Annotated in this window: 12 protein-coding genes and 1 tRNA gene; 9 read left to right on the top strand and 4 right to left on the bottom strand. The window is 72.9% G+C overall.

Going from position 1 to position 13,372, the window contains the following annotated elements:
* The first annotated feature begins 13 nt into the window (after positions 1-13).
* Positions 14-1,390 carry a phosphomannomutase/phosphoglucomutase gene (locus EV292_RS13470; protein WP_132909725.1) on the top strand — a complete coding sequence of 459 codons (1,377 nt, stop codon included), beginning with the start codon at positions 14-16 and terminating at the stop codon, positions 1,388-1,390.
* 188 nt (positions 1,391-1,578) lie between these two features.
* On the top strand, positions 1,579-2,811 hold the full coding sequence (locus EV292_RS13465) for a dicarboxylate/amino acid:cation symporter (RefSeq protein WP_132909801.1): 1,233 nt from the start codon (positions 1,579-1,581) through the stop codon (positions 2,809-2,811).
* On the opposite strand, the gene EV292_RS13460 is transcribed toward EV292_RS13465, so the two are convergent.
* Both EV292_RS13460 and EV292_RS13455 read right to left on the bottom strand, forming a co-directional pair.
* Complete coding sequence (locus EV292_RS13460; protein WP_132909724.1) at positions 2,753-3,298, bottom strand: YcxB family protein; 546 nt, start codon at positions 3,296-3,298, stop codon at positions 2,753-2,755. The genes EV292_RS13465 and EV292_RS13460 overlap by 59 nt on opposite strands.
* A 17-nt stretch (positions 3,299-3,315) precedes the next feature.
* Positions 3,316-3,816, bottom strand: coding sequence for a YcxB family protein (locus tag EV292_RS13455; RefSeq protein WP_132909723.1), 501 nt, complete (start codon positions 3,814-3,816; stop codon positions 3,316-3,318).
* Between the two features lie 169 nt (positions 3,817-3,985).
* On the opposite strand from EV292_RS13455, the gene infA reads away from it, so the two are divergent.
* The 5 genes from infA (at position 3,986) to EV292_RS13430 (ending at position 6,067) form a co-directional block, all read left to right on the top strand.
* Positions 3,986-4,231: a translation initiation factor IF-1 gene (infA, locus tag EV292_RS13450; RefSeq protein ID WP_022685627.1), complete on the top strand. Its 246-nt coding sequence runs from the start codon at positions 3,986-3,988 to the stop codon at positions 4,229-4,231.
* A gap of 44 nt (positions 4,232-4,275) precedes the next feature.
* Positions 4,276-4,866, top strand: coding sequence for a nucleoside triphosphate pyrophosphatase (locus EV292_RS13445; RefSeq protein ID WP_132909722.1), 591 nt, complete (start codon positions 4,276-4,278; stop codon positions 4,864-4,866).
* Positions 4,859-5,785: a ribonuclease gene (locus EV292_RS13440; RefSeq protein WP_132909721.1), complete on the top strand. Its 927-nt coding sequence runs from the start codon at positions 4,859-4,861 to the stop codon at positions 5,783-5,785. Before EV292_RS13445 ends, EV292_RS13440 begins: the two co-directional genes overlap by 8 nt.
* On the top strand, positions 5,782-5,961 hold the full coding sequence (yacG, locus tag EV292_RS13435; protein ID WP_132909720.1) for a DNA gyrase inhibitor YacG: 180 nt from the start codon (positions 5,782-5,784) through the stop codon (positions 5,959-5,961). Before EV292_RS13440 ends, yacG begins: the two co-directional genes overlap by 4 nt.
* 30 nt (positions 5,962-5,991) lie before the next feature.
* Positions 5,992-6,067 (top strand) — tRNA-Phe (locus EV292_RS13430).
* A gap of 361 nt (positions 6,068-6,428) precedes the next feature.
* On the opposite strand, the gene EV292_RS13425 is transcribed toward EV292_RS13430, so the two are convergent.
* Positions 6,429-8,954, bottom strand: a complete 2,526-nt coding sequence (locus EV292_RS13425; RefSeq protein ID WP_132909719.1) for a TonB-dependent receptor — start codon at positions 8,952-8,954, stop codon at positions 6,429-6,431.
* A gap of 366 nt (positions 8,955-9,320) precedes the next feature.
* The gene (locus EV292_RS13420; protein WP_132909718.1) at positions 9,321-10,025 is read right to left on the bottom strand and encodes a Crp/Fnr family transcriptional regulator; all 705 of its coding nucleotides are present in this window, start codon (positions 10,023-10,025) and stop codon (positions 9,321-9,323) included.
* A 174-nt stretch (positions 10,026-10,199) separates the two neighbouring features.
* Between EV292_RS13420 and murA the strand changes: the two genes are divergently transcribed.
* Together murA and EV292_RS13410 are read left to right on the top strand one after the other, a co-directional pair.
* Positions 10,200-11,498: a UDP-N-acetylglucosamine 1-carboxyvinyltransferase gene (murA, locus tag EV292_RS13415; RefSeq protein WP_132909717.1), complete on the top strand. Its 1,299-nt coding sequence runs from the start codon at positions 10,200-10,202 to the stop codon at positions 11,496-11,498.
* Between the two features lie 203 nt (positions 11,499-11,701).
* Positions 11,702-13,336, top strand: coding sequence for a diguanylate cyclase (locus tag EV292_RS13410; protein ID WP_132909716.1), 1,635 nt, complete (start codon positions 11,702-11,704; stop codon positions 13,334-13,336).
* Positions 13,337-13,372 lie beyond the last annotated feature (36 nt).

Below are 13,372 nucleotides of genomic sequence, written 5' to 3'. Positions count from 1 at the left end.
CCGGACCATCGCCGTGACCCACCGCTTCGACCCCGTTATCCTGCGCGAATATGACGTGCGCGGCACCGTCGGCACCAACCTGTCGGAGGCGGACGCTTATGCCGTCGGGCGCAGCTTCGCGACGCGGCTGCGGCGCGCGGGCGGGACCAGCGTCGCGGTCGGTTACGACGGACGCACCCACTCGCCCGCGCTCGAGGCGGCGCTGGTGCGCGGGCTGAGCGAGGGCGGAGTCGACGTGGTGCGCGTCGGGCTGGGGCCGTCGCCGATGCTCTATTATGCCGCGGCGACGCTCGGGGTCGACGGCGGGGTGCAGGTCACCGGCAGCCACAACCCGCGCGACGACAACGGCTTCAAGCTGGTGCTGCGCGGCGACAGTTTCTTCGGCGACGACATCGCCGATCTCGCGCGGCTCGCCGCGGCGGGCGACTGGACCAGCGGGCAGGGCGGGGTGAGCGCGCGCGACGTCCGCGCCGATTATGTCGACCGGCTGCTCGCGGGCGATCCGGAGCGCCACGAAGGGCGACCGCTCCGCGTCGGCTGGGACGCGGGCAACGGCGCCGCGGGCGAGGTGGTGCGCGCGCTCACCGCGCTGCTGCCGGGCGAGCATCACCTGCTGTTCTGCGACATCGACGGCACCTTCCCCCACCATCATCCCGACCCGACGGTGGAGGCCAATCTCGCCGACCTCAAGGCGCTGGTCGCGCGCGAGAAGCTCGACCTGGGCTTCGCCTTCGACGGCGACGGCGACCGGATCGGCGCGGTCGATGCCGCCGGCCGCGTGCTGTGGGGCGACGAGATCCTCGCGCTGCTCGCCGCGCCCCTGCTCGAGGAGCTGCCCGGCGCGACGATCGTCGCCGACGTGAAATCGAGCGACGCCTTGTTCGACCGGATCGCCGCGCTGGGCGGCAAGGCGCTGATGTGGCGCACCGGGCACAGCGAGATGAAGTCGAAGATGAAGGAGGTGGGCGCGCCGCTCGCGGGCGAGCTGTCGGGGCATATCTTCTTCGCGCACGGTTATTACGGCTTCGACGACGCGCTCTACGCGGCGGTGCGGCTGCTGCGCGCGGTGCGGCGCGCGGGCGCGCCGCTCGCCGACCTGCGCGCCGCGCTGCCGCCGCGTTGCACCACGCCCGAGTGGCGCGTGCCGGTCGACGAGGCGCGCAAGCTCGCGGTGGTCGGCGAGGTGGCCGAGCGGCTCGCCGCCGCGGGCGCGCGCGTTGATCGCACCGACGGCGTGCGCGTGTCGACCGAGGACGGCTGGTGGCTGCTGCGCGCGTCGAACACGCAGGCGGCGCTGACGCTGCGCGCCGAGGCGCGCGACGCGGCCGGGCTGGCGCGGCTGGTCGAGGCGATCGACGCCGAACTCGCCGCCAGCGGGGTGCGGCGCTAGCGAGTGATCCCGCTCGCCTGAAGCGGCGGAATGCTCCTGCGGACGCCGGAGCCCGGTTCGATCGCGGGATCGGACTCGAGCGCGGCCTGCCCCCGGGCGCCCGCGCGGAACCGCGACGCCGCGCCGGTACTTGATCCGGCGTGACCGACCCCGCCCCATCGCGCGCGCGCTTCCCGCTCCAGCTCCAGATGCTGCTGGGGTTCGCGATCGGGCTCGGCGCGGGGCTGATCGTCAATGCCACCGCGGGCGATGCCGCCTGGGTCGCGGCACTGACCCGGAACGTCACCGCGCCCTTCGGCCAGCTGTTCCTGCGGCTGCTGTTCATGCTGGTGATCCCGCTGCTGTTCGCCGCGCTGGTCACCGGCGTCGCGGAGATGGGGGATGTCGCGCAGCTCCGCCGCATCGGGCTGCGCACGCTCGCCTTCACGCTGCTGCTCTCGCTCGTCTCGGTCGCGGTCGCGCTCGCCGCGGTCAACCTGCTGCGCCCCGGCGACGGGGTCGACCCCGCGCTCGCGCGCCAGATGCTCGCGCAGGCGGCGGAGGGCGCGGGCGCGATCGTGCGCGCGGGGCGCGACCAGCCCGGCGCGATGGAGCAATGGCTCGGGATCGTCCCCGCCAACGCGGTCCGCGCCGCGGCGGACGACGACATCCTCGCGCTGATGGTCTTCGCGCTGGCGATCGGGATCGGCGTGGTGATCGCCAAGAGCGACAAGGTCACCGCCTTCCAGCACGCGATCGAGGGGTTGCTGGAGGTGACCATGGCGCTGATCGGGCTGGTGATCCGGCTCGCCCCGCTGGCGGTCGCCTGCTTCATGTTCAACCTTGCCGCGCTGTTCGGCGCGGACATCCTGGTGCGGCTCGGCGCCTATGTCGGCACCGTGATCGGCGCGCTGCTGGTGCAGATGCTGCTGGTCTATTCGCTGGCGGTGTGGTGGGCGGCGGGGCGCACGCCCTGGGGGTTCTTCCGCGCGATCCAGGAGGCGCTGGTGATGGCCTTCGCCACCTCCTCGTCCAACGCGACGCTGCCGACCTCGCTCGCGGTGGCGGAGCGCGAGCTGAAGCTGCCGCGCAAGGTGTCGCGCTTCGTGCTGACGATCGGCGCCACCGCCAACCAGAACGGCACCGCGATCTTCGAGGGGGTCACCGTGATCTTCCTCGCGCAATTCTTCGGCGTGGAGCTGGGCGTGACGCAGCAGCTCACCGTGCTCGGCATCTGCATTCTCGGCGGCATCGGCACCGCGGGGGTGCCCGCGGGCTCGCTGCCGGTGGTGGCGCTGATCCTCGGCATGGTCGGGGTGCCCCCGGCCGCGATCGGGATCGTGCTGGGGGTCGATCGCTTCCTCGACATGTGCCGCACCGCGCTCAACGTCTCGGGCGATCTCGCGATCGCGACCATGGTGGCGGGGCGGGCGCGCGACTGAGCAGCTCGGCGCGCTGGCGCGGCGACAGCACCGCCAGCGGCACGAACAGCGGCGTGCCGCGCGCACGGTGGAGCAGCAGCAGCCCGCCGCGCTCCTCCGCCGCCACGATCGCGTCCCAGCCGAGCCGCAGCGTCCCGCGCGGCGACGCCAGCACCAGCCCGCGTGGGTGCCAGCCGATCGTGGTGAGCAGCGCGGTGGCGGGCTGGCGCGCGACCAGCGCGCGGATCCGGCGCGGCGCGAGCAGGCGATACGCCAGCGGCAGCGCGGCGAGCGCGCAGGGCAGCCACAGCAGCACGGCGATCACGACCCCGGCCTCGACACGCCAGGGCGCCGCGACCGCGCGCCGCGCCAGCAGCGCCCCCGCCGCGACGCAGGGGGCGAGCGCGAGGCCGGCCGCGCGGCGCCACAGCCGCGCGGCCAGCCGCGGCCGGGCGGCGTGGAGCAGATCGTCGCGGCGGATCGCGAAGGTCGCGGCGCGCCACCGCATCGCGCCGCTGCGCCGGCTCAGCGCCCGTGCGCGAGCGCGACGAGATCGTCGCACTGCGCCGGCGCCAGCACCCGTGCGGGCACGAACAGGATCACCTGCCCGTCGCGGCGCAACACCAGTTGCGTGCCGTGCCGCGTCGTGGTGAGCGTGGACCAGGGGCGGCGCGTGATGGTCGCGCCCAGGCGGATCTCGATCGCTTCCTCGTCCCAGCGCAGGCCGCGCTCCGCCCGCAGCGCGGGCTCCCGCGCGATGCGGCGGCGGGTGCGAAGGGGCAGCAGCAGCCAGCCCGCACCGAGCATGGCCACTTGGACCGCGGCGCAGAGCGCGACGACGCGCGCCGCGCCGATGGCGTCGCCGCCCGCCGCCCATGACGTGGCCGCGCCGAAGAGCGCGCCGAGCAGCAGCCAGCGCGCCAGCGTCATCGCGAGCCGTCGCGGTGCGAGCCAGCGGAGCCGCCAGGCGAGCCGTGTCGCGGCGAGCACGTCGTCGCTGGTCGGCCGGTACTCGATCGCGCGCATCGCCTCATTATAGCGCGGCGCGCGGCGGCGCCGGCTTGCGATGGCGGCGTCCTGGCCCCATATGGTTGCTGCGCCGCGACCGGGGTCGCCGCGCGATCCACGCGCTCGCCTTTCCTTTTTTCGCCGTCTCGGCTAAGGGCGCGCGCACTCAGCGCGAAAGAGACACCGTTTGGCGAAAGAAGAACTCCTCGAGATGCGCGGGCAGGTGGTGGAGCTGCTGCCCAATGCGATGTTCCGCGTCCGGCTCGAGAACGACCATGAGATCCTCGGTCACACCGCGGGCAAGATGCGCAAGAACCGCATCCGCGTCCTCGTCGGCGACGAGGTGCTGGTCGAGCTGACCCCCTATGATCTCACCAAGGGTCGCATCACCTATCGCTTCATGCCCGGCCGCGGTGGCCCCGGCCCGTCCTGAGCCGCGCGCCCGACCGCGATCCCGATGACGACGGCGGTGACCGCGTGACGCCCCCCGCCGGCGTCGCGCCGCTGGTGCTCGCCTCGTCGTCGCCGCGCCGGCGCGACCTGCTCGCGCGCATCGGCGTGGTGCCGGCGCGGGTCGAATCCCCCGATATCGACGAGACGCCGCGCGCCGGCGAGCTGCCGCGCGCCTATGCGCTGCGCCTCGCCGAGGAGAAAGCGCGCGCGGTGACGCGCGGCGCGGGCGAGGCGGTGCTCGCCGGCGACACCACGATCGCGCTCGGCCGCCGTATCCTGCCCCCCGCCAGCGATGCCGAGGTGCAGCGCACGCTGCTGCGGCTGCTCTCCGGGCGCCGCCACCACGCCCTGTCGGCGGTGTGCGTGATCGCGCCGGACGGGCGCGCGCGGACCCGGCTGGCCGACACGGTCGTCGCGTTCAAGCCGCTGAGCGAGGCGGAGATCGACGCCTATGTCGCGGGCGGTGAGGGACTCGGCAAGGCGGGCGGCTATGCCATCCAGGGGCGCGCCGAGGCGTTCGTCCGCTTCCTCGCCGGCAGCCACTCGGGGGTGATCGGGCTGCCGCTGTTCGAGACCCGCGCCCTGCTCGCCGCCGCGGGCGTGGCGCTTGGCTGAGTGGCTGTACGAGGACGGGATCGGCGAGGCCCGCGCCGCGCTGGTCGCGGATGAGCTTATCCTCGCCGGGCGGATCGAACTGCCCGGCACGCTGCGCGTCGGCACGGTGGCGCGCGCGCGGCTGGTCGAGCGCCGCGTCGCCGCGCTGGAGGACGGGCGCGAGCTGCTGCTCGATCGCGCGCCCGCGGGGGTGACGCTGGGCGCGGCGCTGACGGTGGAGGTGACGCGCGAGGCGATCCCCGAGCCCGGCCGCGCCAAGCGCGCGCGCGGGCGCGCGACCGACGCCGCCCCCGTGGCGGGCGCGACCCTGTACGAGCGGATCGTCGCCACCGGCCTGCCGGTGCGCCACACGCGCGCGCACGAGGCGGACCGGCTCGAGGCGGCGGGCTGGTCCGAGCTGCTCGAGGAGGCACGCACCGGCGAGATCGCCTTCGCGGGGGGCGCGCTGCGGATGTCGCCGACCCCGGCGATGACGCTGTTCGACGTCGACGGCGACGACGCGCCCGACACGCTCGCGCTGCGCGCCGCGACCGCGGTGGCACAGGCGATCCGGCGCCACGGCATCGGCGGCTCGATCGGGATCGATTTCCCCAGCGTGACGGGCAAGGCGGCGCGCCAGGCGGTCGCCGCCGCGCTGGACGCCGCGCTGCCGCCGCCGTTCGAGCGTACCGCGGTCAACGGCTTCGGTTTCCTCCAGGTCGTCCGGCCGCGCCCGCGCGCCTCGCTGCCCGAGCGCGTGCGCGACGACGCGATCGGCGCGGCCGCGCGCGCCGCGCTGCGGCTGATCGAGCGCGAGCCGCCGGGCGCGCCGCCGCGCGTGCGGCTGCCCGAGCCGGTGTCGGCGCGGATCGCCGCCGAGCCGGACTGGACCGCGGCGCTGCTGCGCCGGACGGGGCGGCTCCCTATCTTCGACCGATGACCCAATCCTGCCCGATCTGCGCCGCGCCGGCGCGCCCCGATCACGCCCCGTTCTGCAGCCGCGGCTGCAAGGATCGCGACCTGCTGCGCTGGCTCGGCGAGGGCTATCGCCTGCCCGGCCAGCCGATCGACGAAGAAACGTGGGAGGGGCTGGACAAGCCCGGCGGCACGGCTTAGGGACCGCGCCTCATCGCTCGCGAGCGGTGCGCCCAAGTAGCTCAGTTGGTAGAGCATACGACTGAAAATCGTAGTGTCGGTGGTTCGATCCCGCCCTTGGGCACCATTTCCCCGCCAGCGTCACGGATGATGCGCCGCGCCCGCGCGGGCGCGGATCGTCGTCGCGCGGTCCGCGATACCGGCGACGGCACCCTCCATCTCCCCTAGTGCCGCGCGGCAGTGATCGCTCGTGCCGCGCGCGCCGGGCGCCCGACTCGTCGTGGCACGCCGGGTCTCCCGGCCGGCTCGCGCGCTCCCGGCTGCTGCGCGGCTCGTCGCGCGCGATCAGCGCTCGATCGATGACACGGAGATCACGCGCACCGACCGCGACGTTCGGCCGCGCCGCCGGGCGGGGAGGCGGCGGCACGTCGGCGATCGGTCACCCGCCGGCCTTGCCACCCTGCGCGCGCCGCGCCTCGAGGGCGGGATCACAGCCGGACGCTGATCTCGCCGCCGAAGGTCCGCTGGTCGTTGAAGAAGCCGCTCAACCCTGCCTGCGGCGACCCCGATTTCACGAAGACATGCTGCTCGTCGAACAGGTTGCGCGCCCATAGCGAGACGGTGGCGGTGGCACCGCCCGACATCGCGATGTCCGCCAGCGCGAGCCGGGCGTTGACGATCAGGCTGCCGTCACCGCGCGGTTGCGGGTAGCGCACCGCGCGGGTCACCGGATCATAGGCGCTGTCGGTATAGCCGGCATAATAGCCCGACGCGACATTGCCATCCACATGCGCGCGCAGCACGAAGCCGCGCCCCGCGGCCTCATAGTCGATCGCGCCGCTCGCCGACTGCGGCGGCGTATAGACCTGATAGATCGGCACCGGGACCGTGATGAAGACGCCGCCCGTCTGCGGGAAGGGGTTGATCGTCGCGAGGATAACCACGTGGTTGCGCGCGTAGCTCGCGGTCAGCGTCAGCCCGCGCGCCGGGGCGACCAGCAGATCGGCCTCGATCCCGCTCAGGCGCCCCGTCCCGGGCGCGTTGACCGTGTTGATCGTCGTACGCGTGGTCGCCACGCGCACACCGCCGACCACGTCCTCGTACAGGCCGCTGAAGTCGAGCTGGATGTCCTTATAGCGGCCGGTATAGGCCGCGACGTTGAGGCGCGCGCGATGCTGCCAGAACTCGGTCTTGGCGCCGGCCTCCAGCATCGACACCGTCTCGGGATCGAAGGTGGCGTAATTGAGCGAGCGCGAATTGGCGCCGCCCGAGCGATAGCCGGTGCTCCATTTGGCATAAGCGTGGACGTCGGGGGTGAGGTCCGCCGCCAGCGTGACCAGCGGATCGACCCGCGACTGGCTGTACGCCAGCGGGATCGGCCCGGTGCGCGTCACGCCGCCGACCGGGAGCGTCGGCGGCGCATTGTTGACGATCAGCAGCGCGCCCTGCTTGCGGTCGTGGGTCAGGCGCGCGCCGGCGGTCAGGTGGAGCGCCTCGTCGAGCAGCGCGGGGGTGAAGGTCGCCTGGCCGTAAGCGCCGATGCTGGTCGTCGTCACCGCGCTCGCGCGATCGATCGGCCGGGTCGCGGGGTCGAGCGCGAGCGTGACATAGGCGCTGCCCGCCGCATCGGTGAAGGCGTTGGTGTTATAGGCCTGGGCGTCGTCGCGGACGTGCTCGCGATAATAGAGCCCGCCCAGCACGAAGCGCAGCCGCTCGCCCGCGTCGCCGATCGCCTGCACTTCCTCGCTGAACTGGTGCTGCCGGAACGAGGCGAGGCTGTAGCGCGCGAAGGCGAAGCCGGGATAGGTCACGCCCGCGATCGTGTTGCGGACGTTGAAGGCGCCGGTCGGATTGGCGGTGGTGAGCGGTTGTTGCAGGGTGGGCGCGGCGGAGCCGTTGTCGAACTGGCCCTGCGTCAGCTCGCGATAGGCGGTGATCGCCTTGAGCATCACCGCGGGCACCGCCTGCCACTCGAGGTTGAGCCGATATCCGGTCGAGGTGCCGATGCTGGGCTGTTCGGGCGATCCGACCGGGGCGACCGTCTGACGCCGGCGCGACGGTCGCGCGAGCGCGGCGAGCCGGTAGGGCGCGATCGCCGGACCGGTCGCGGTGGCGGCCAGCCCGGTGCCGGGGGCGAGCAACTGGTTGAACAGCGTCGTCGTGGCGTCATAGGAAGTGTCGAACGCGGCATCGGCGGTGAGATCGGGCGCCGGCTTCCACAACAGTTCGGCATGGACGCCGCGCTTGTCATAGCCGTTGAAGTCCGCGGCGCCGGACAGCGGATTGCGCACCAGCCCGTCGCGCCGGCTCACCACGCCGTCCAGCTTCAGCCGCCATCCGCGGTAATCGGGCAGGTCGAGGTGCAACTCTCCCTTGTAGCTGCCGTAATTGCCCAGGCCTGCGGTGGCGTGGAGGGCGAAGACGCCGCTGGGGCGCTTGGTCACGATGTTCACCGCGCCGCCTTCGGTGTTGCGGCCGAACAACGTGCCCTGCGGGCCCTTGAGCACCTCGATATTCTCGATGTCGTACAGCGCCGCGCCGAGGCCCTGCGGCCGGCCCTGGTAGACGCCGTCGATATAGACGCCGACTCCCTGATCGCGCGCGGGCTGGTTGCTGTCGGACAGTACGCCGACGCCGCGGATGTTGACGATCAGCGCGCCCGGCCGCGAGAAGAAGGGCGCGACGCGCAGCGAAGGGATCGCGCCATCGCCCAGGTCGGTCAGCGACTGGACGTGCCGGTTGACCAGATCCTCGTTGGTGAGGACCGACAGGCCGATCGGCGTCTTCTGCAGCGACTCGGGGCGTTTCTCGGCGGTGACGATGATGTCGTCGAGCGGGCGCGCCGGCGCGCCCGCGGCGGGGTCGGGGTCGATCGGCGCCGGCGCCGCGTCCGGTGTGGCGAGCGGCGGCGTCGGCCGCGGTGTCGCCGCCAGCGCGACCTGCGGCGCCAGCGACAGCAATGGCAACGCGGTCGTGGCGACGAGCGTGACGAGTACGGCTCTGGTGGTCGACATGGGCTCCCCTTCTCGGGGCGCCGGCTAGATCAGCGCTGTTTCGGATTCACGAAGCTTCCGTGACCGGGCGATGAAGCCGCGCGGCGCATCATCATTAGCATAGCGTTAAGGACGAGTTGCTCGAACGATAGACTTGCTGGTGTCGATGAACGCGATGAGGATAAAGCGCGGCGGTGATAAGTATCTGGAGGATCGGCGGGTTCATCTATGCGGCGGTGCCGCGCTGCGCGCTGGATACTGCCGCCGTGCGAGTGACAAGGCGGGTCGCGATGGCATCGCGCCCGGCGCGGGATCGGCCAGAAACGGGGCGCGCGCCGCTGCGTCATCGTGGACCCGGAATGGCGATCCCGCGTCCGGCCGCGCCGCTTACCCGATCGCCGGACCGGGCAGCCAGTTGAGGTCCACCGTGGCGAGCCGGTCGACATGATTGGCGCTGCGCTTGAGCCGCGCCTCGTCGAGCAACGTGACGCGGCCGTTGGCGCGCGCGATCAGGCCCTGGTCCTCGAGCTGGCGCAACATGCGGTTGACGTGCACCGCGGTGAGCCCGGTGGCGTCGCCGATCTCTTCCTGCGTCAGCCCCAGGGTGAAGGTGTTGCCCACCACCTCGTCCTGCCGCCGCAGCCGGTCGCGGATGTCGAGCAGCACCGCCGCGACGCGCGCCCTGGCCGACAGCCGCCCCAACCCGGCGAGCCGGTCGGTCAGCGTCGCGCGCTCCACCTGCTCCAGCGCGGCGAGCGCGAGCGCGACGCGCGGGTGGCGGAACACGATGTCGGCGACCTGCTGGCGATCGATCGGCACCACCACGCTGTCCGCCAGCGCCAGCAGCGCATGCGGCGCCTTGCCGAAGGCGATCACCGCCATGCCCACCAGGTCGCCCGGGAAGATGAAGCGCAGGATCTGGCGGCTGCCGTCGTCGAGCAGCATGTACGCGATCAGCATGCCGCTCTTGAGCGTGAACAACTCGGTCGACCGTTCGTTCTCGCGCACCAGCGTCATGCCCTTGCGGACCGAGCGCTCGCGCTCGCCGAGCTGGTCGAGCGCCGCCCGCTCGGGCGGGCTCAGGGTTATCATGTCGCCGATCCTGTCGGCGAGGCTACGCGCTGGCACCCGGTGGATATCCCCTTGATCTCCACGTTCGTTACGCGGGGGATAGACCAACGTGCATTAAAACCGATCAAGCGGCGGCGGCGGAGCCGCGCGTCACGCGTCCTTGGCGACCGCGCGGGGCTTCGATAGAGCGGCGCGATGGATCGCATTCTCATCCGCGGCGGCAACCGCCTGAACGGCCGCCTGCCCATCTCCGGCGCGAAGAACGCCGCGCTGACCCTGATGCCCTGCGCGCTGCTCACCGACGAGCCGCTGACGCTGCGCAACCTGCCGCGGCTCGCCGACGTCGACGGCTTCGGCCATCTGCTCAACCAGCTCGGCGCCTCGACCACGATCGAGGGCAGCCGGCCCGAGGACTTCGGTCGCGTGATGACGATCCGCGCCGGCCAGCTCACCTCGACCGAGGCGCCCTATGACATCGTGCGCAAGATGCGCGCCTCGATCCTGGTGCTGGGGCCGATCCTGGCGCGCGCGGGCCAGGCGCGCGTGTCGCTGCCGGGCGGTTGCGCCATCGGCAACCGGCCGATCGATCTGCATCTCAAGGCCTTGCAGGCAATTGGCGCCGATCTGGAGATGTCGGCCGGTTACGTCACCGCCACCGCTCCCAGACAGGCAGGGGGGGGCGGACGGCTCGGCGGCGGGCGCTACACCTTCCCGATCGTGTCGGTGGGCGCGACCGAGAACGTGCTGATGGCGGCGGTGACCGCGAAGGGCAGCAGCCGGATCGAGAATGCTGCGCGCGAGCCCGAGATCGTCGACCTGTGCCGCTGCCTCGTCGCGATGGGCGCGCGGATCGAGGGGATCGGCACCGAGACGCTCGAGATCGAGGGCGTCGCCGAGCTGCACGGCGCCACCTATGGCGTGATGCCCGACCGGATCGAGGCGGGCAGCTATGCCTGCGCCGCGGCGGTGGCGGGCGGGACGGTCGAGCTCGCCAATGTCAACGCCGCCGACATGGGCGCGACGCTCGACGCGCTGCGCGCCGCCGGCGTGGGGATCGAGGAGCGGCGCGACTCGATCGTGGTGAGCAGCGAAGGCAAGCTGGCGCCGCTGACGCTCTCCACCGCGCCCTATCCGGGCTTCGCGACGGACATGCAGGCGCAGTTCATGGCGATGCTGTGCAAGGCCGACGGCACCAGCGTGCTGACCGAGACGATCTTCGAGAACCGCTACATGCACGTCCCCGAGCTGGCGCGGATGGGGGCGGACATCCAGGTGCACGGCCGCACCGCGGTGGTGAAGGGGGTCGACCGGCTGGTCGGCGCGCCGGTGATGGCCACCGATTTGCGCGCCTCGATGAGCCTGATCATCGCGGGGCTGGTCGCCGAGGGCGAGACCGCGGTGGCGCGGGTCTACCACCTCGACCGCGGCTATGAGCGGCTGGAAGAGAAGCTTTCCGCGGTGGGGGCGGATATCGAGCGCGATTCGGGCGGCTGAGCGGGCGCGCTGCGACGCCGGATGAGAAGGTCCGTTGCGTCGCGTCCGCGCACGATTCCGTCGTGCGTGACCGCCGCCGCCTTGCCGATCACGTGCTGACCTCCCGCGCGCGGCGCAATATATGATCGCGCCGTTAACCTTCCCTTCGGGTTCGCGCGGTTAAGCGCCATCGCATGGTCGGGGGCAGGTTCTCACGCTGGATCATGCGCGTCGTCGCCGTGCTGGCGGCCGTGATCGCCTGTGTGCCGCCCGCCGCGGCACTGGCCGGCACCCCGCTCGCCACCTGTTTTCGCCGCGCCCAGCCCGGGGACACCGCCGCCGCCATCTTCGCGCACCCGCGCGGTTTCGACTGCCGCAGCCCGCAGCGCGGTGCCGGCCCCGGCGATTATTGGGTGCTCGCGCCGCGCCTCCCCGCCGCGGCGGCCGACGCGCGCGTGCGCTCGGCCAGCGTGTGGCAGGGCGCGGTGGCGCTCCACGTCCGCTACGCCGACGGCGCGATCCGCACCACCGGCTTCACCAGCGCCACCGCCTGGCGCGACCTGCGCCTCGGCGCGGTGTTCGAGCTGGCGCTGCCGCCACATTCCGCGCGCGCGGTCGCCCTGCTGTGGCACGTGCGCGCCGCGCCGGTGACCCGTGCGATCGTGCTCGACCCGCGGCTCGCCACCCCCGCGCAGTCGCACCGGATGGAGGTGGCGATGGCCGCTTTCTACGCGGCCTTCGGCGGGTTGTGCGTGGCGCTGCTGATGTCCAATCTCGCGCTCGGCGCCGCGCTGCGCCAGCGCTTCCACCCGCCCTATTGCGCGATGGTGCTGTGCCTGCTGGCCTATGGCGTCAGCTCGTCGGGGCTGCTCGGGCAGCTGACCGGGCTGGACAATAATCTGCGGCTGCGGCTCAACACCGTGCTGCTCGCGCTCGCGCTCAGCTTCGCGATCCTGTTCGCGCGGCGCTTCTTCCACCCGCGCGTCTTCGCCGGCTGGGTCGGGCGCGCGACCGTGATCGCGGTGGGAGCGGTGCTGGCGACCAGCACGCTCTACGTCGCGCTGATGCCGTGGCAGGCGCAGCTGCTCGACGCGCTGCTCACCGTCGCCTTCGCCGCGGCCGCCGCGCTGGCGCTGCCGCTGCTGTGGCGCGGCTGGCAGGCGGACAGCCCGCACGCGCGCGTGTTCGTGCTGGCCTGGGGCACGCCCTTCGCCTTCGCCGGGCTGCGGATCGCGCAGGCGGCGGGGCTGGTGGAGTGGAACTTCTTCGTCGACAATTCGACGCTGGTGGCGATGGCGCTGGAGGCCTCGTGCAGCGCGCTGGTGATCGCGTGGCGGATCAAGCTGGTGGTGGGGGAGCGCGACGCCGCGCGCGAGCAGGAGATGCTGGCGCGGCTGCTCGCGGACAGCGATCCGCTGACCGGGCTGATGAACCGCCGCAGCTTCCTGCGCGAGGCGATCGGGCGCGCCGACCAGCAACTGCTGGTGCTGATCGACATCGACCATTTCAAGCAGGTCAACGACACGCTCGGGCATGACGGCGGCGACGAGGTGCTGCGCACCTTCGCGCGCGCGCTGCTCGCGGTGGCGCCGGCGGAGGCGCTGGTGGCGCGCGTCGGCGGCGAGGAGTTCGCGATGCTGGTCCCCGCCGCGCTGACCGACCTGCCCGAGCAGATCCTCGGCGCGGTGCGCGCGGCGCGGATGCCGTTCGACCTGGCGGTGACCGCGTCGCTCGGCAGCGAGCGCGGGCCGATCGCCACCGAGGCGGAGTGGAAGCGGCTGTATCGCCGCGCCGACGCCGCGCTGTACGACGCCAAGACCGCGGGACGCGATCGCGCGCGCTGGGCCGCGGCGGCCTGAGCCCGCGCCTCAAGGGCAGCGCGGCGCCGCGCGCCG

It is taken from the genome of Sphingomonas sp. BK235, from assembly GCF_004345855.1.
Taxonomy (GTDB): Bacteria; Pseudomonadota; Alphaproteobacteria; order Sphingomonadales; family Sphingomonadaceae; genus Sphingomonas.
Note: the sequence above shows the minus strand (reverse complement) of the source record. Positions and strands in the feature narration are given on the sequence as shown.

Coding starts and splice junctions, on each gene's coding strand:
- EV292_RS13465 (WP_132909801.1), top strand. CDS start 1,579: ATGCTGCTGGGGTTCGCGATCGGGCTCGGCGCGGGGCTGATCGTCAAT.
- EV292_RS13460 (WP_132909724.1), bottom strand. CDS start 3,298: ATGCGGTGGCGCGCCGCGACCTTCGCGATCCGCCGCGACGATCTGCTC.
- EV292_RS13455 (WP_132909723.1), bottom strand. CDS start 3,816: ATGCGCGCGATCGAGTACCGGCCGACCAGCGACGACGTGCTCGCCGCG.
- yacG (WP_132909720.1), top strand. CDS start 5,782: ATGACCCAATCCTGCCCGATCTGCGCCGCGCCGGCGCGCCCCGATCAC.
- EV292_RS13425 (WP_132909719.1), bottom strand. CDS start 8,954: ATGTCGACCACCAGAGCCGTACTCGTCACGCTCGTCGCCACGACCGCG.
- EV292_RS13420 (WP_132909718.1), bottom strand. CDS start 10,025: ATGATAACCCTGAGCCCGCCCGAGCGGGCGGCGCTCGACCAGCTCGGC.
- murA (WP_132909717.1), top strand. CDS start 10,200: ATGGATCGCATTCTCATCCGCGGCGGCAACCGCCTGAACGGCCGCCTG.
- EV292_RS13410 (WP_132909716.1), top strand. CDS start 11,702: ATGCGCGTCGTCGCCGTGCTGGCGGCCGTGATCGCCTGTGTGCCGCCC.